This is a genomic window from Mesorhizobium sp. BR1-1-15 (assembly GCF_020165475.1).
In the GTDB taxonomy this organism is placed as follows: Bacteria; Pseudomonadota; Alphaproteobacteria; order Rhizobiales; family Rhizobiaceae; genus Mesorhizobium.
In genome coordinates, this window is sequence record NZ_JAIUIF010000002.1 from 64471 (window position 1) to 81133 (window position 16663).

Genomic DNA, 16663 nt, shown 5'->3' on the forward strand with positions numbered 1-16663 from the left:
TGTCAGGGGCCGCTTTCTCGCGATTTTGCTCCGGGATAACGCTCCGGTAAGCGGGTTTTGCTAGCGTTTGCCTTGACAAGCAAAAGCCGGGCCAGTTTCTATCGGTTCGCGAAAATTCCTTCCGGCAGTCCGGATGCAGACGAGGCGTTTGAAACCGAACCATGGCGTTGGCGGCGAAACTACAGCTACGACAGTCGCAGTCGCTGGTGATGACGCCGCAGCTGATGCAGTCGATCCGGCTGCTGCAGTTCACCCATGCCGAACTCGAGCACTTCATCGACGAGGAGATCGAGCGCAACCCGTTGCTGGAGCGCGCCGAGCCGCAGGACGACGCCGCCAGCGACCAGGCGCCGAGGACCGAGGCGGCACCGGAAACGGCCGACGACGGCGACTGGTTCGAGACCGAAGCGGGATGGAGCGCCGAGGCGATCTCGGAAAAGCTCGACACATCGCTGGAGAACCTGTTCCCGGACGACCCGGGCACCAGCGAGCGGCTCGGACCAGACCTCACGGCACAGTGGAAATCGGCGACCGGCAATGGCGGCACGTCCTCGTCCGAAGGCTTCGATGCCAGCGACATGGCGGCGACCGCGATCACGCTGCGCGATCATGTCAGCGAGCAGATCGCGCTCGCTTTCGCCGATCCGGCGGCGCGCCTGATCGCCGGCGAACTCGCGGACGGCCTCGACGAGACCGGCTATATGCGCGCCGATATGGCTGAGATAGCCTCGCGCCTTGGCAGCGGCGCCGACGCCGTGGCCAAGGTGCTGTCGGTGTGCCAGACCTTCGAGCCGGCCGGCCTGTTCGCCCGCGACCTTGCCGAATGCCTGTCGCTGCAACTTGCCGTGCGCGACAGGCTCGATCCGGCGATGAAGGCGCTGATTGCCAATCTCGAACTCCTGGCGCGCCGCGATTTCCACACGCTGAAGCGGATCTGCGGCGTCGACGAAGAGGACCTGCTGGACATGCTGGCCGAGATCCGGGCGCTCGATCCGCGGCCGGGCATGGCATTTTCGGGCGGCGCCAGCGACGCCGTCATTGCCGATGTCGAGGTGCGCGCGGCCAATGACGGCAGCTGGACGGTCGAGCTCAACGCCGAAACGCTGCCGCGCGTGCTGGTCGACCACATCTATTTCGCGCAGGTTTCGCCGCACGCCAAGAACCAGGCCGAAAAGGATTTCCTGGCCGAGTGCCTGCAGAACGCCAATTGGCTGACGCGCAGCCTCGATCAGAGGGCAAAGACCATTCTCAAGGTCGCATCGGAGATCGTGCGCCAGCAGGATGCCTTCCTCGTCCATGGCGTGCGTCAGCTGAAGCCGCTCAACCTGCGCACGGTGGCCGACGCCATAGGCATGCACGAATCGACCGTCAGCCGGGTCACCGCGAACAAGTACATGCTGACGCCGCGCGGCGTGTTCGAACTGCGCTATTTCTTCACCGCCTCGATCGCCTCGTCGGGCGGTGGCGAGGCGCATTCGTCGGAAGCGGTGCGCGACCGCATCAAGCAATTGATCGACGAGGAAAAAACCGTCGACGTCCTGTCCGACGACGCGATCGTCGACATGTTGCGCGAAAGCGGCGTCGATATCGCCAGGCGTACGGTCGCCAAATACAGGGAAGGCATGAATATCCCGTCCTCGGTGCAGCGCCGGCGCGAGAAGCGGGCCCTTGCCAGCGCCGGGCGCTAGGTTCGGCGATTTCCACAGGGTTCGTGCTTCATTGACAAGCTGCGGTGAAGTGGCTAGAAGCCCGCCCGCATGAGACGGGCTCGGCGCCCGCTAGCGGATGGTCCGTCACGACAATGGCCTAGGGATGGTCAAGAAGGCGGCTTGTGATCAACCGGAAAGTTTGGATTTAAATCGGCGCGAGTGACGCCGCAAAGCTTGTGCGCACGGACCACGAGTATAAACTCCGGCCAGTTTGAAGCCTGAGCAAGGAAGGTCAGTTTTCAGATGAATCTGCGCATATCGGGAAAACACATGGATATCGGCGATGCGTTCCGTACGCGCATCAACGATCGTGTCGGCGAGGCGATCGGCAAATATTTCGACCGCGGCTTTGCCGGACATGTCACCGTCATCAAATCGGGCTCGCGCTATTCGGCGGATTGCATGATCCGGCTGGATTCCGGCGCTTCGCTGCAGGCGACCGGCGATGCCCAGGACCCGACGCTGGCTTTCGAGGCCGCGGCGGATCGTCTGGAAACCCGGCTTCGGCGCTACAAGCGCCGGCTGAAATCGCACAATTCGGGCAATGGCGAGCTCACCGATATCGCCTACACGGTGATGGCGCCGCTCGCCGATGACGACGAGGACATTCCGGAGGATTTTGCGCCGGCCATCGTCGCCGAATCGACCATGACGCTGAAGACCATGTCGGTGGCGTCGGCGGTCATAGAACTCGACACAAAGGACAGTCCGGTCTTCGTCTTCCGCAACGCCGGAAACAATCACGTCAACATCGTCTATCGCCGGCCGGATGGGAACATCGGCTGGATCGATCCGTCCACGACCAAGGTCGCACAGGGATAAAACCGGCCGCACGAGGGGTGGGGACTGGTGACGGCAGGCGAACAAGGGATTTTCAAGTATGGATCTGAGCGATCTCATCAACGTTCCGGCGATATTGCCGGCGTTGAAGGCGAACTCCAAGAAGCAGCTTCTGCAATTGCTGTCGGAGAGGGCGGCCGCGATTTCCGGCATTCCGGAGCGGGAGGTGTTCGACACGATCCTGCAGCGCGAGCGGCTCGGCTCGACCGGGGTCGGCAACGGCATCGCCATTCCGCACGGCAAGCTGGCCGGCGTGAAGCGCATCGCCGGCGTGTTCGCCCGCCTGGAGACGCCGGTCGATTTCGAGGCGCTCGACGACCAGCCGGTCGACCTGGTGTTCCTGCTGCTGGCCCCTGAAGGGGCCGGCGCCGATCATCTGAAGGCGCTGTCGCGCATTGCGCGGGTGCTGCGCGACGCCGATACGGTGGCCAAGATCAGGGGAACGCGCGACGCCGTGGCGATCCACGCGCTTTTATCGGACACCCAGGCCTCGCACGCGGCCTGACGTTTTCTGGATGAACAATGGTAGGGCCGCCACGGGCGGCCCCGTTCGTTTTCAGCGGAAAATCGCCTTAATGAATGGCGACCGTGGTCAGGTCGTTTTCCATGGCGCCGGCCAGCGCGCGATCGCGCGCATCTGAAAGCAGGATCGGCTGGCCGTTGGCGGCAAACAGCGCCCACAATTCCATGCCGGGCGCGATTTCGCCAATGCCCGGGAAACGGCCGAGCAGTTCCTCGCTCGTAACCTTGCGCAGATAAGCGACCGAGCCCTCGCCGAGATGGGCGAATTCACCGCTGGTCATGGTGGGATTTTGTGTAGGATTTTGGTCAGTTCTGGTCATTTCAAGCCTCCTTGGCGCGAGACGCCGCCCTGGTTCTGGGCAGTAGGCCATCCCGCATGAGAGCCATCGGCAAAGATCAGTCTTTCACCGATATGTTTATTTTCCGTACCAGCCGCTCGGACTCGGGCCGATCGAGATCGATCGACAAAAGGCCGTTCTTCAGCTCCGCCGCAATCACCCGCATGCCGTCGGCCAGCACGAAGCAGCGCTGGAATTGGCGTGCGGCGATGCCGCGGTGAAGAAATTCGCGCTCGGTATCGTCGGTCTGACGACCGCGCACGACCAACTGGTTTTCCTCCGTGGTGACATCGAGATCGCTTTCGGCGAAACCGGCGACAGCGAGCGTGATGCGCAGCCTTTCGGCCTTGCCGTCGGCGCCGCTGAGCCGCTCGATGTTGTAAGGAGGATAGCTGTCACCGGATTTCGCCAGGCGCTCCAGCGTCTTTTCCATGGCGTCGAAACCCAGGAGAAGCGGGCTGGAGAAAGGCGTCATTCGGCTCATGTTACATTGTCCTCTCAAGAGCGACATAAACTGGAAAAACCCAGATGGCATTTTTCCCGATGGTCTTGATATGGTCCGCCCCACGACCAAGTTCAAGCCATCAAAACACCCGCCCAAAAAGACCACGTCGTGGACTCACAAGAATGATCGACATGGCGCTTGAAACGGCAGTGAGATGCAAGGAGAAGCGCTGCGCCGGGATTCGTCCCCCGGGCGGAGCGGTTCGGCAGCTCAAGGCCGGTTCGGTGCGTTTCGCATGCTCGCTCGGACGCATGAGCTCATGGCCAAACAAGGAATTGAAATGCCCCAAACACGCAAGATCATCATCGACACGGATCCTGGCCAGGACGATGCCGTCGCCATATTGCTGGCGCTTGGCAGCCCCGAGCTGGAGATCGTCGGCATATCAGCCGTAGCCGGCAACGTGCCGCTGAACCTTACCGAAAAGAACGCCCGCAAGATCTGCGAACTGGCCGGCCGACCCGACATCAAGGTCTATGCCGGCGCCGTCCGTCCGCTGGCGCGTGAACTGGTTACGGCCGAGGCGGTGCATGGCCAAACTGGCCTCAACGGGCCACAATTGCCCGAACCGACGATGAAGCTGCAGGATAAGTACGCCGTCGATTTCATCGTCGAGACGCTGATGAAGGAAGAGAGCGGCAGCATCACGCTGTGCGCTCTCGGGCCGCTCACCAATATCGCGCTGGCGCTGATCCGCGAGCCGAAGATCGCGCCGCGCATCAAGGAAATCATCCTGATGGGCGGTGGCTTCTTCGAAGGCGGCAATGTCACGCCGGCGGCCGAATTCAACATTTATGTCGATCCGCACGCGGCCGAGGTGGTGTTGAAATCCGGCATTCCGATCGTGCTGATGCCGCTCGACGTCACCCACAAGGCGCTGACCACCGCCAAGCGCACCCAGGCCTTTCGCAAGCTCGGCACCAAGGTCGGTACCGCAACGGCCGAGATGCTGGAGTTTTTCGAGCGTTTCGACGAGGAGAAATACGGCACCGATGGCGGGCCGCTGCATGACCCCTGCGTCATCGCCTACCTGTTGAAACCGGAGCTGTTCAAAGGCCGTAACTGCAATGTCAGCGTGGAAACCAGCTCGGAACTGACCATGGGCATGACCGTGATCGACTGGTGGGGCGTCACCAAGCGGGAAAAGAACGCCAAGGTGATGGGCGACATCGACCATGACGGCTTCTTCGCGCTGTTGCTGGAACGGCTGGGGCGGCTTTAAATCCGCCTCCTTACCCTCTCCCCTCGCGGGAAAAGGCGGCCTCGCGAAGCGAGGTCGGATGAGGGGTGTTCCGGGGAACGCCGACGCCTCACTCCGTCACGCACCCCTCAACCATCTCGGCGTTGCGCGCCGATCCACCTTCCCCCACAAGGGGGAAGGAAAGGCGGCGGTGCTCACTTCGACCGTGAAAACGCCAGCCACAGGCCGCCGCCGATCATGAAGCTGCCGCTGATCCTGGACAGGAGCTTGACGCGGCGGGCGGACAGGATGCGACCGGCGCGGCCGGCGGCCAGCGCATAAGTCGAATCCGACATGGCGGCGAAGATCATGGCGGTGAGGCCCATGACGGCGATCTGCAGCGAATAATTGCCTTGCGGCGCGATGAATTGCGGAAAGAAGGCGCCGAAGAAGATCAGCGTCTTCGGGTTGCTGAGCGCTACCAGCAGGCCCTGCACGAAAAAGCCGCCGCGCGGCTTCCGCGCCGTTCCGTCGGCGTTCAGCTTGCCCTTGGACCGGAACATCTGCACGCCCATCCAGATCAGGTAGGCGGCACCGATCAGCCGCACCCATTCGAACCAGTGCCCCATACCCGATATCAGCGTGTTGAGGCCGATGCCGACGATGGCGATCATGACCGCCAGGCCGGCCTGCGTGCCGGCGACATTGGCCAGGCCGGCGCGGGAGCCATGACGGATGCTGTTGGCGATGATCAGCGTGACCGTCGGCCCTGGCACCAGGATGATGACGACGCACGCAAGGACATAGGCGGCATAGAGTTCCAGCGACATGATTTTTCCCTCGGGCAGAATGCCGCCTGTGCGGCGCCACAATCAATGCATGGCGGCGATGCCGGTGCAAGCCGGCACATGGAGCCGCGCGATACGCAGATGCACCGGATTCAGGCGCCGGACGGCCACGGCAGCGTCGCCTCATAGGCCGCCGCCGCCTTCAGCACAGCCATGTCGCCACGCGGCCGGCCGATCAGCTGCATGCCCATCGGCCGGCCTCTGGCGTCGAAGCCGACCGGCACGCTGACGGCCGGGCAGCCGCCCATGGTGGCGGGCGCCGAAACCTGCATCCAGCGGTGATAGCTGTCCATCGGCCGGCCGGCGATCTCCCGCGGCCAATGGGTGCCGACGTCGAACGGAAAGACCTGGGCGGTCGGCAACGCGATGAGATCGAAGCGGTCGAACAGCGACAGCAGCGTCCGGTACCAGGACGTCCGGACGACCGAGGCGGCGCGAATCCGAGGCGCCGTCAGGAGTTGCGCGTTCTCCACCTCCCAGACGGCTTCGGGCTTCAACAGGGCGCGCCTGGCGGGATCGTCATAATGCACTTTCAGCGCGCAGCCGCTGCTTGCCTGGCGCAACGTCACGAAGGCCTGCCACAAGGCCTCGAAATCAAAATCCGGCACCAGTGCCTCGGCCTTGAACGAGGCCTGCCCGAAGCGGTCGAGCGCGGCTCGGCAGAGCTCGAGGATGCCGGGCTCCATGGGCAAATGCCCGCCCAGATCACCGAGCCAGGCGACACGGCCGCCTTTGGCGGGCACATGCAGGCCTTCGAGGAAGGAGCCTTGTTTCTCATAGGACAAGGGTGCGCGCGGATGATAGCCCGCCTGCACGTCGAGCAGCAGCGCCATGTCGCCGACATTGCGCCCCATCGGCCCATCGACGCCCATCTGGGCATGAAAGACCTCGACGTCCGGGCCGCCGGGGACGAGCCCCTGCGATGGCCGGAAACCATAGACATTGTTCCAGGCGGCTGGATTGCGCAACGAGCCGCCGAAGTCGCTGCCGTCGGCGACGGGCACCATGTCCAGCGCCAGCGCCACCGCGGCGCCGCCGCTCGAGCCGCCGGCGCTCAAATCTGGATCAAAGGCGTTCAGCGTCGGGCCGAACACGGGATTGTAGGTGTTGGAGCCGAGGCCGAATTCGGGAACGTTGGTCTTGCCGATGATGATGGCGCCGGCCTTGCGCATGCGCTCGACGAAGAAATCGTCCTCCTGCGGCACGAAATCGGCGAAGATCGGCGAGCCGAAGGAGGTGCGCAGGCCGCGGGTCATTGCGAGATCCTTGACCGCGATCGGCAGGCCGAAGAGCGCACCGGCCCGGTCCGGACGGGCATCGGCTGCGTCGGCCTCGCGCAGGATATCGCTACGATCGCGCAAGGAAACGATGGCGTTGACGAGCGGGTTGACGGCTTCGACGCGGTCGAGGAATGCCGTCACGACCTCACGTACCGAAAGTTTCCTTTGCCGGATCGCGTCGGCCAGTTCGACGGCAGACAGGCGGCAGATGTCGCCGGCCGGTGGCGCGGCATGCTTTGTCTGGGGGCGCATTCTGTCGTCTCAGCGGGATTTCAGGAGTGCCTGGTCGACATCGGCGGCCAACGGGATGGCCGGCTGGGCGCCCGGCTTCAGGCATGCCAGCGAGCCGGCCGCGCCGGCCCGGGCGAGCGCCTGTTCGAGGGGCAGGCCCGACGACAGGCTGGCGGCGAAATAGCCGCAAAAGGTGTCGCCTGCACCAACCGTGTCGACCGGGGTGATCTTCAATGCGGGAACCGTCAGGGAATCGGTCGGCGTCGCCGCCATCACGCCGTCGCCGCCGAGCGTGACGACGATGGTGCGGCCGGTTTTCCCGGCAAAGTCGCGCATCCGTGCCGCGTGGTCGCGCCCGCTCAGCGACAGCACCTCGCCATACAGGTCGAACTCGGTCTCGTTGGCGACGACATAGTCGGCCTTGCCGAGTAAGCCGGCCGCGTCGCGATGGAAGGGTGCGGTGTTGAGCACGGTGACGGCACCGGCCGCGCTTGCCTGATCGAGCGCGGCTTCGACGGTCGCAAGCGGGATCTCGTGTTGCAGGAGCACGACATCGCCTTTTCGGGGGAAGGCCTTGGCCAGGTCGCCGGGCAGCACCGAGGCGTTGGCACCCGGCACCACGGCGATAATGTTCTCGCCATCGTCGCCGACCATGATCAGCGCGGTGCCCGTCGAGGCAAAAGTTTCGCCCACGCCAGACAGATCCACCTTGGCCTGGCGCAGCAGCGCCAGGGCCTCGCCGGCGAAACTATCCTTGCCGACGGCTCCCACCATGCGCACCTTGGCGCCGGCGCGCGCGGCGGCCAACGCCTGGTTGGCGCCCTTGCCACCGGGCGCGGTGGCGAAACCGGAGCCGCTCACCGTCTCGCCAGGGCTCGGCAAGCGGTCGACATTGGCAATAAGGTCGAGATTGATCGAGCCGACGACGATGATCAAGGAATGCCTCCTCATGAATGAGCGGGAAGCTATCCTGTAAGATCGTTGCTTTCCAGTGCATGCCGATATGGCAAGCGCTGCGGTGCCGCGTCATGCGAGTCAGCGGGGCGTCGTCGTTTTCCACGTGACAATGCCGGCGGAAGTTGCCGGCGTTCCCGATTTCAAGAGGTGACCTGTCCAGCCTCCCAGCCCAGAATGGCGCGCTTGCGGGTCAGGCCCCAGTGGTAGCCGGTGAGGTCGCCGGATTTGCCGATGGCGCGGTGGCAAGGCACCACGAAGGAGAGCGGGTTGGCGCCGTTGGCGGCGCCGACGGCGCGGCTGGCGCTCGGCGCGCCGATGCTGGCGGCAATCGAGGAATAGGTGCGAGCCTTGCCCATCGGAATCTGGAGCAAGGCCTCCCAGACGCGAACCTGGAAGTCGGTGCCGATCATCACGACATGCAGCGGCTGGTCCGGGCGCCACAGCGTCGGGTCGAAGATGCGTGCGGCGTAGGGACCGGTCGCGGCCATGTCCTCGACATAGACGGCATTCGGCCAGCGGCTGGACATATCGGCGAAAGCGGCGCGTTCCTCGCCCGGATCGCTAAAGGCGAGGCCGGCAAGCCCGCGGTCGGTGGCCATGATCAGGGCGGTGCCGAATGGCGAGCTATGATAGCCATAGCGGATGGTGAGCCCGGCGCCGCGCGTCTTGTAGTCGCCCGGCGACATCGCCTCATGGGTGACGAACAGGTCGTGCAGCCGGCCGGGGCCGGACATGCCGAGCTCGAACGATGTTTCAAGCAGCGGCATGCCGGAATCGAGCAGCCTGCGGGCATGGTCCAGCGTCACCGCCTGCAGGAAAGCCTTGGGCGAAAGGCCGGCCCAGCGTGTGAACAGCTTCTGCAGGCCGGTCGGCGTCTCGCCGACCTCCTCTGCAAGCTCCTCGAGGGAAGGCTGGTCGCGATAGTCGAGGCTGATCTTCTCGATGGCGCGGCGCACGATTTCGTAGTCGCTGCCTTCGGGCGTGATGTCCTTCTTGAGGACTGCTGTCTGTGTACTCATGGGACTTCTCCTTGAGCCGGAATATCAGCCCTTGGGGCGCCGATCACCACCCGAAACTTGCCTTCTTGCGGCGCATACCCAGATAAACTCTGGTTTTCGAGCCCAGGAGTCGCCATGGCGGGTGAAAAGGTAAATCTCGCCGGCGCGAAAGAAACCTTGCTGATGACGCTCTACGGCAAGGCGCTGGAAAGCCGGATGCCCCATTCGCTGCTTGGGGATCGTTTCGCCGACGAGGCGGTGCGTAAGATCGACTATGATTTCTCAAGACTCAAGGTCGACAGCAATCTCGGCATCGGCCTGGCGATCAGGGCAAAGACGCTGGACGTCCGCGTCGAGGAGTTTTTGGCCAGAAATCCTGATGCCATCGTGCTGCATCTGGGGTGCGGGCTCGACACGCGCATCTTCCGGGTCGATCCGCCGCCAGGCGTGGACTGGTTCGATGTCGACTATCCGGAAGTCATTGAACTCAGGCGCAAGCTTTACCCGCCGCGCGACCGCTATCGCCTCATCGCTTCGTCGGTAACAGAGCCGGACTGGCTGGCTGAAGTGCCCCGCAACCGACCGGCCATCGTGGTGGCGGAGGGGCTGACGCCCTATCTCCCGGCCGAGGAAGGGTTCCGCCTGTTCTCGCGCCTGGTCATACATCTTGCCGGCGGCGACCTGATTTTCGACGCTTACAGCGGTTTCGGCCTGAAGCTGCTGCGCCTCAATCCGGCGATCAGGGCGACAGGCGCCGAGGTCCACTGGGCGATCGAGGATCCGCGCGAACTGGAACTGGCTGTCCCGAAGCTGCGATTCATCGAAGACATTCCGGCCTATGGACCTGAACACGCCGCCCGCATGGGCTGGCCCGCGCAGCTGTTCGTTCGGCTTTGGAAATACATTCCCGCACTGCGCAAGATCGGCAGGCTTTTGCGCTATCGCTTCTGAAACGTCGTACCCTTGTTCGACGCGGTCCGGACGCAAGCTGTTCGGCTAGCGCGCCTTGGCGGTGGCGAGCGCACGTGAAAAGGCGGTGGCGAAGCTTTCGCGGGAATCGGGGTCGAGAAAGCCGCCGATCGCCACGTTTTGTCCCTGCGCCTCGACCGCCATCCGGGTGATGCCGATTTCGGCGTGACGGGCGACCGAAAAGCGCGCCCAGAACGGGTTGAAGCGGTGCGCTTCCGATTTTCCCGACGGCGCGGTCTTGCGGATATCGAGACTGGTGCGCGAGATCGACACCTCCTCGCGGGCGCGGGCGGCACGGTAGTTCATGCGGAAGGCAATGTAGACGGCGACAACGTCCAGACCGAAGAAGCCGAAAACCGGCCAGGCGCCGCGCGACAGGAAAAAAGCCCCGGTCACCAGCCAGCCGAACAGCAGCGCGACCATCAGCACGGCGAAGCCGGTCTTGCCCAGCGACCGGTGCGGGGTCAGCAAGGCGCTGAAGAAGGGTTCGTCCGCCTGGAACGAGGCATTTGTGTCGTTCATATCTGGATATTATAGGAAGGAAATGGCAAGCCCCAAGTCCAAAGTACCCGCACAATCCGAAAAGAAGCCACCGCCTGGACGGCGCGACGGCTCGAACGCCAAGCCGAGCCCCAGGCCGGCCCGATCCAGAACGCTCTACAGTCCGGCGGAGGTGCACGAGATTTTCCGGCGCTTTGCCGTCCAGCGGCCGGAGCCGAAGGGCGAGCTCGAACATGTAAACCCCTTCACCCTGCTGGTGGCCGTCGTGCTGTCGGCGCAGGCGACCGACGCCGGCGTCAACAAGGCGACACGGGCGCTGTTCAAGATCGCCGATACGCCGCGCAAAATGCTGGATCTGGGTGAGGCCAGGGTCGGCGACTATATCAGGACCATCGGTCTGTGGCGCAACAAGGCCAAGAACGTCATCGCGTTGTCGCAGGCATTGATTCGCGATCATGGTGGCGAGGTGCCGGACAGCCGGGACGAACTGGTCAAATTGCCGGGGGTCGGGCGCAAGACCGCCAATGTCGTGCTCAACATGGCCTTCGGCCAGCACACGATGGCCGTCGACACGCACATCTTCCGCATCGGCAACCGCATAGGACTGGCGCCCGGCAAGACGCCCGACCAGGTCGAGCAGGGGCTGTTGAAGATCATTCCCGACGAATATATGCGCCACGCGCATCACTGGCTGATCCTGCATGGCCGCTACGTCTGCAAGGCGCGCAAGCCGGATTGCCCGGCCTGCGTCATCGCCGACCTCTGCAAGGCGCAGGAAAAGACGACCAGCGTGCCGGCGCCGCTGGTCGAGATCGCTCCGCTCGAGGAAGCGAGCGGAATTCAATAAGTTAACTCTCCTCCACAAACACCTCTTCGCGCTTCTTCTTGACCGCGGGCAGGAAGACGATGACGAGCACGGCGAGCGCGATGAGGAGCAGGCCGGCGCTGATCGGTCTCGTCACGAAGGCGCTGGGATCGCCACGCGACAGAATCATGGCCCGGCGGAGATTTTCCTCAAGCAGGGGGCCAAGCACGAAGCCGAGCAGCAGGGGCGCGGGTTCGCAGCGCAGTTTGGTCAGGAGATAGCCGAGGAAGCCGAAAAAGGCGACGGCGTAGAGGTCGTAGACATTGGTGTTGACGCTGTAAACGCCGATCGAGCAGAACGCCATGATGATCGGGAAAAGCACGTAATAGGGGATCGTAAGCAGCTTCACCCAGAGCCCGATCAGCGGCAGGTTCAGGACGATCAGCATCAGGTTGCCGATCCACATGGAGGCGATGATGCCCCAGAAAAGCGCCGGCTGTTCGGTCGCGACATTCGGGCCGGGCACGATGCCCTGGATGATCATCGCGCCGATCATCAGCGCCATGACCGGATTGGCTGGAATGCCGAGCGTCAGCATGGGGATGAAGGAGGTCTGCGCGCCGGCATTGTTGGCCGATTCCGGCCCGGCGACACCTGCGATCGCGCCCTTGCCGAATTCTTCGGGGTTTTTCGATACGCGCTTTTCGACCGTGTAGGAGGCAAAGGCCGCGAGGATCGCGCCGCCTCCCGGCAGGATGCCGAGCGCTGAACCGATGATCGTTCCGCGCACGATGGGCGCCGCCATGCGCCTGAAGTCGTCGCGGGTGGGCATGAGGCCGGAAACCTTTCGGATCATCACCGAGCGCTCATGCTCGTTTTCGAGGTTGCGAAGGATCTCGGCGATGCCGAAGACGCCGACCGCCACGGCGACGAAATTCAGCCCGTCGGCATATTCGGGGATACCGAGCGTGAAGCGCGGCGTGCCGGTGTAGATATCGGTGCCGACAATGCCGAGCAACAGACCGAGCACGACCATCGCCAGCGCCTTGACGATCGAACCGTGCGCAAGCGCGACCGACGAGACGAGGCCGACGACCATCAGCGAAAAATATTCGGCCGCGCCGAATTCCAGCGCGATCGAGGTCAGCGGCGGGGCGAAGATGGCGACGAGGAAGGTCGACACCGTGCCGGCGAAGAACGAACCGATCGCCGCGATCGCGAGTGCCGCGCCGGCGCGGCCGTTCCTGGCCATCTGATAGCCGTCGATCGCCGTGACGGCCGAGGACGATTCGCCGGGCATGTTGATGAGAATGGCTGTGGTCGAGCCGCCATATTGCGCACCGTAATAGATGCCGGCGAGCATGATGAGGGAGGAAACCGGGTCGCCGATCTGAAAGGTGATCGGCAAGAGCATGGCGATGGTCGCGGTGGCGCCGATCCCGGGCAGGACGCCGATCAGCGTGCCAAGAAGGACGCCGATCAGGCAGAAACCAAGGTTCGTCAGCGATGAAGCGGTCGAAAAGCCGAGCGCCAGATTGTCGAGGAGCTCCATGCTCATCTCCTCACAATGGCAGCCATGGGCCAAAGCGCCGGAACGGAAGGCCGAGTGCGTAGCTGAAGACGAAAAATGCAAACAGGGTCAGGCCAGCCGACAGCACGAACGCGGTCAGCGGTTTCATGCGGCCGCTGGCGAACGATGCGATCAGCGCCGTCAGGAAGATTGACGGAATGAAGCCGAGGCCGCGCACCGTCAGGCCGAAGAAGATCGGAGCGGGAAGGATGAACAGCGAGCCGCGCCACGCAATGTAGCCGATCGGATCGCCCTCGAATCGCACCGCCTGGAAGAGGATGACGAGGCCAAGCAGGATCAGCACGATCGCCAGCACCAGCGGGAAATAGCCCGGCCCCATGCGGAAGGCGGTGCCGATTTCCAGGCCGAGCGACTGCAACGCGAAAAATGCGCCGAAAACGATGAACAGCGCAGCGCATATGCCGTTCGTCCTGTCGATTGCGAAAGCCTTCATGACATTCCTCCCAGGCTGCGGGCGCGCGACGATACCGAAGCGAGAACGGGGCGCCGGCGGCGCCCCGTTCAAACCTCAGTCGGCGTACTGGCCGGCGGCTTCGATGATCGGCTTCCAGCGAACGATCTCGTTTTCCAGCTTGGCCTTCAGCGCGGCCGGCGTCGCGTCGGCCTGCGGCGACGGCCTGGTGCCGAGCTCGGCGAAGCGGGCGGCGACGTTCTCGTCCTTCAGCGCGACCTGCAGGGATTTCGACAGCCGTTCGGTGATCTCCGCCGGAGTGCCCTTGGGGGCATAAAGACCGTGCCAGATGCTGACCTGCACGTCGGGAAGGCCGGCTTCCGTCGTCGTCGGGACATCGGGCAGCACATCGAGGCGCTCCGGCGAGGTGACGGCGTAAGCCTTGATCGTGCCGCCCTGGATCTGCTTGGTGGTGTTGGTCGTCTGGTCGCACATGATGTCGACCTGGCCGCCGAGGAGATCGGTCATGGCCGGGCCGGTGCCCTTGTAGGGGACGGTGACCAGCGGCGTCTTGATAGCGCTCATGAACAGCATGCCGCAGAGATGCGAGGCAGCACCTATGCCGGCATTGGCTACGGTGACGCTATCCTTGTTGGCCTTGGCGTACTCGACCAATCCCTTCAAATCGGCCGGCTCGAGGTCCTTTCGGCCAACGATGGTCATTGGCACCTCGGTGACGAGGCCGACATATTCGAAGGCGTTCAGCGTGTCGTAGGCGAGCTTTCGGTAGAGTGTGGCACTGGTGGCCATGCCGATGTGATGGAGGAGCAGGGTGTAACCGTCCGGCTCGGCCTTCGCGACGCGGCCAGCGCCCAGCGTGCCACCGGCGCCGCCGACATTCTCGACGATGACCTGCTGGCCGAGATCCTTGGACATGGCTTCCGCGACAAGACGCGTGACCGTGTCGGTCGGGCCGCCGGCCGCAAACGGCACCACGACGGTGATGGTGCGTTCGGGATAGGTTTGCGCGCCTGCGGCGACGGGATAAAGCATGACCGCCACGGCGGCAGCCAGAGCGGCGACAAATCTTCTCATCGTGATTTCCTCCCAGAGCTTAAATCTTCAACCGCCGCGCGGAGTTCTCCTCGACACCGGCTGCACGGATACAACTAGGGCAGGCTAACAGATTGCAATCGTACTCAAATGGCAAAGTGCTGATATCCGCAACCGTTCTGGCTGGCGGCCCATGAGGCGCGGCCGGACCATCGGAGGAACGACTGTCCCGGCTGGATCGAGACACGCCAAGCGCGCGCCGTCTGTCTGGAAGATGATCCGCGCCGGCCTGGCCCTTGCTCGCGGCCGGTGATTTGTTAGGTGCTTTGCAGGTTTGAGCGAGGGCGACCCATGAACCATCACGACACAAGCGGCGTTCCGATTATCGAAACGACGCGCGCCATCCTGCGAGCGCACCGGCTGGAGGATTTCGACGCCTATGTCGCCATGTGGGCCGATCCGGTCGTCACCCGCTTCATCGGCGGCAGGCCGCGCACGCGGGAAGAGAGCTGGATGCGCTTCCTGCGTCACGCCGGGCTCTGGTCGCTGCTCGGCTACGGTTTCTGGGCGATCGAGGACAAGGCGACGGGCCGTTTCGTCGGTGAGGCCGGGTTTCACGACCTCAAGCGCGATATGGAGCCGCCGATAGAGGGCATTCCGGAGGCCGGGTGGGCGCTCGCTCCGGCCGCCCACGGCGCCGGCCTCGCCACCGAGATCGTCAGCCGCGTGCTTGGCTGGGGCGACGAGACCTTCGGACGTGGCAAAACCGTCTGCATCATCGACCCCGAAAACACCGCTTCCTTGAACGTGGCGACGAAGTGCGGCTACCGGGAGGTGGCGCGGACCATCTATCACGAAACCCCGACCATCCTGCTGGAGCGGTTGGCCTGAGCACTCGCCAAGTGCCTAAAGCGCGCGGCGTCGAAACGGATTCATGCGCTGCGCTTAGCTTTCTTGTTTTACGTCGTTCTCCCAAAGCCGAGGTCCCTTTGGGCGGCATGCATTAGCGGTCGTTCCGCAAGGGCGTCGAAATGATCCGAGAACGCCGTCTGCTCCTGATAACCGCGCCGGGACTGGCATTATCCGTTTGCACCGCGGCTTCGCGAGCCGCTTCATCGAGCATCGAGGCATCCTCGCCGAAGGCGCGGGTGGCGCGGGCCGCAGCCTCGAGCAGCGGCCGCCGCATGCGCCGCAGGAAGGCCGCGTCGACGCGTGTGCTCGGGCCGGCCAGGGTCAAGGCGCCGAGCAGAACCCGCCCAGGCCCGAACACCGGCGCCGAGACGCCCGCCGTCTGCGGGTCGCGGTCGCCGATGGCGAGGCAGTTGCAGGTCTTGCGGATGGTTTCGTAGGGTTCGCCCGGCTGTCCGGAAAACGCCGCCAGCACACGCCCGCCGGAGCCCACCAGCAACGGCAGGACGTCACCCTCGCGAATCGTATAGCGGATAGGATGCTTGGACTCGACGCGATAGAGACAGGTGCGCACGTCTCCCGACTGGACATAGAACGCAACGCTTTCCCAGCTTAGCTCGCAGAGATCGCGCATGATCGGCAGCAGGATGTCGACCGCCACGACCGACCGCTGATAGAGCGCGCCGAGCCGGAAGCTGGCCGGTCCGATGCGGTAGCGGCCGTCGTCCAGGCGCTCGAGCAATTGTCCGCGCAAAAGCGAATTGGCCAGGCGCAGAATGGTGCTCTTATAGAGGCCGGTTCGGGCCGCGATCTCGGAAAGGCTGAGCGAGCGGTCCGCCGTGGTGAATGCATCGAGGATGGCAATGGCCCGGTCAAGCGCGGCAACACCGTCGGCTGACGCGCTCCGGATTTCGATGCCAGCTGGTTTGCCTGCCGAATTCATTGGTCCCCAGTCGAACAAAGGTCGAGCGGCGCGATTGTGTCGCGCAGCTCAAGCATTCTGTCCAGCAGAATATCGTTCCTGTTGACGGAACGC

The 16663-nt window shown here is 64.0% G+C and carries 18 protein-coding genes; 7 read left to right on the top strand and 11 right to left on the bottom strand.

Annotated features, from left to right (window positions below):
- The first annotated feature begins 161 nt into the window (after window positions 1-161).
- The 3 genes from rpoN (at window position 162) to ptsN (ending at window position 3054) form a co-directional block, all read left to right on the top strand.
- The gene (gene rpoN, locus LB541_RS03960; RefSeq protein WP_224617904.1) at window positions 162-1688 is read left to right on the top strand and encodes an RNA polymerase factor sigma-54; all 1527 of its coding nucleotides are present in this window, start codon (window positions 162-164) and stop codon (window positions 1686-1688) included.
- A 264-nt stretch (window positions 1689-1952) separates the two neighbouring features.
- Window positions 1953-2531, top strand: coding sequence for a ribosome hibernation-promoting factor, HPF/YfiA family (hpf, locus tag LB541_RS03965; protein WP_140500197.1), 579 nt, complete (start codon window positions 1953-1955; stop codon window positions 2529-2531).
- A 58-nt stretch (window positions 2532-2589) separates the two neighbouring features.
- Complete coding sequence (ptsN, locus tag LB541_RS03970; protein ID WP_135898701.1) at window positions 2590-3054, top strand: PTS IIA-like nitrogen regulatory protein PtsN; 465 nt, start codon at window positions 2590-2592, stop codon at window positions 3052-3054.
- Between the two features lie 67 nt (window positions 3055-3121).
- On the opposite strand, the gene LB541_RS03975 is transcribed toward ptsN, so the two are convergent.
- Window positions 3122-3391: a DUF1150 family protein gene (locus LB541_RS03975; RefSeq protein ID WP_140500195.1), complete on the bottom strand. Its 270-nt coding sequence runs from the start codon at window positions 3389-3391 to the stop codon at window positions 3122-3124.
- 76 nt (window positions 3392-3467) lie between these two features.
- A complete protein-coding gene (locus tag LB541_RS03980; protein ID WP_013893014.1) occupies window positions 3468-3893 on the bottom strand; it encodes an Hsp20 family protein in 426 nt (141 codons plus the stop codon).
- 301 nt (window positions 3894-4194) lie between these two features.
- On the opposite strand from LB541_RS03980, the gene LB541_RS03985 reads away from it, so the two are divergent.
- Window positions 4195-5136, top strand: a complete 942-nt coding sequence (locus LB541_RS03985) for a nucleoside hydrolase (RefSeq protein ID WP_140500193.1) — start codon at window positions 4195-4197, stop codon at window positions 5134-5136.
- Window positions 5137-5309: 173 nt separating this feature from the next.
- Here the strand turns inward: LB541_RS03985 and LB541_RS03990 are convergent, their stop codons facing one another.
- From LB541_RS03990 to LB541_RS04005, 4 genes are all read right to left on the bottom strand, one after another.
- A complete protein-coding gene (locus LB541_RS03990) occupies window positions 5310-5924 on the bottom strand; it encodes a LysE family translocator (protein ID WP_140522507.1) in 615 nt (204 codons plus the stop codon).
- Window positions 5925-6034: 110 nt separating this feature from the next.
- Complete coding sequence (locus tag LB541_RS03995; RefSeq protein WP_224617905.1) at window positions 6035-7474, bottom strand: amidase; 1440 nt, start codon at window positions 7472-7474, stop codon at window positions 6035-6037.
- Between the two features lie 9 nt (window positions 7475-7483).
- On the bottom strand, window positions 7484-8389 hold the full coding sequence (locus LB541_RS04000; RefSeq protein ID WP_224617906.1) for a ribokinase: 906 nt from the start codon (window positions 8387-8389) through the stop codon (window positions 7484-7486).
- A 161-nt stretch (window positions 8390-8550) separates the two neighbouring features.
- Window positions 8551-9429 (bottom strand): methylated-DNA--[protein]-cysteine S-methyltransferase, encoded by an 879-nt coding sequence (locus LB541_RS04005; protein ID WP_140500187.1) that lies wholly within the window; start codon window positions 9427-9429, stop codon window positions 8551-8553.
- A gap of 114 nt (window positions 9430-9543) precedes the next feature.
- Here LB541_RS04005 and LB541_RS04010 point away from each other — a divergent pair, with 114 nt between their 5' ends.
- The gene (locus tag LB541_RS04010; RefSeq protein ID WP_140558411.1) at window positions 9544-10359 is read left to right on the top strand and encodes a class I SAM-dependent methyltransferase; all 816 of its coding nucleotides are present in this window, start codon (window positions 9544-9546) and stop codon (window positions 10357-10359) included.
- 45 nt (window positions 10360-10404) lie between these two features.
- On the opposite strand, the gene LB541_RS04015 is transcribed toward LB541_RS04010, so the two are convergent.
- A complete protein-coding gene (locus LB541_RS04015; protein ID WP_140500184.1) occupies window positions 10405-10899 on the bottom strand; it encodes a DUF2244 domain-containing protein in 495 nt (164 codons plus the stop codon).
- Window positions 10900-10921: 22 nt separating this feature from the next.
- Here LB541_RS04015 and nth point away from each other — a divergent pair, with 22 nt between their 5' ends.
- A complete protein-coding gene (gene nth, locus LB541_RS04020; protein ID WP_140560249.1) occupies window positions 10922-11725 on the top strand; it encodes an endonuclease III in 804 nt (267 codons plus the stop codon).
- A 1-nt stretch (window position 11726) separates the two neighbouring features.
- Here nth and LB541_RS04025 read toward each other — a convergent pair whose 3' ends face one another.
- From LB541_RS04025 to LB541_RS04035, 3 genes are all read right to left on the bottom strand, one after another.
- Window positions 11727-13235 carry a tripartite tricarboxylate transporter permease gene (locus LB541_RS04025; protein ID WP_140513750.1) on the bottom strand — a complete coding sequence of 503 codons (1509 nt, stop codon included), beginning with the start codon at window positions 13233-13235 and terminating at the stop codon, window positions 11727-11729.
- Window positions 13236-13245: 10 nt separating this feature from the next.
- A complete protein-coding gene (locus LB541_RS04030) occupies window positions 13246-13707 on the bottom strand; it encodes a tripartite tricarboxylate transporter TctB family protein (protein ID WP_140513749.1) in 462 nt (153 codons plus the stop codon).
- 75 nt (window positions 13708-13782) lie between these two features.
- Entirely contained in the window at window positions 13783-14760 is a 978-nt protein-coding gene (locus LB541_RS04035; protein WP_224617907.1) for a tripartite tricarboxylate transporter substrate-binding protein, read from the bottom strand.
- A gap of 309 nt (window positions 14761-15069) precedes the next feature.
- Between LB541_RS04035 and LB541_RS04040 the strand changes: the two genes are divergently transcribed.
- The gene (locus LB541_RS04040; RefSeq protein ID WP_140560257.1) at window positions 15070-15609 is read left to right on the top strand and encodes a GNAT family N-acetyltransferase; all 540 of its coding nucleotides are present in this window, start codon (window positions 15070-15072) and stop codon (window positions 15607-15609) included.
- Window positions 15610-15721: 112 nt separating this feature from the next.
- Here LB541_RS04040 and LB541_RS04045 read toward each other — a convergent pair whose 3' ends face one another.
- Window positions 15722-16570, bottom strand: a complete 849-nt coding sequence (locus tag LB541_RS04045; protein ID WP_224518921.1) for an IclR family transcriptional regulator — start codon at window positions 16568-16570, stop codon at window positions 15722-15724.
- Window positions 16571-16663: the final 93 nt, after the last annotated feature.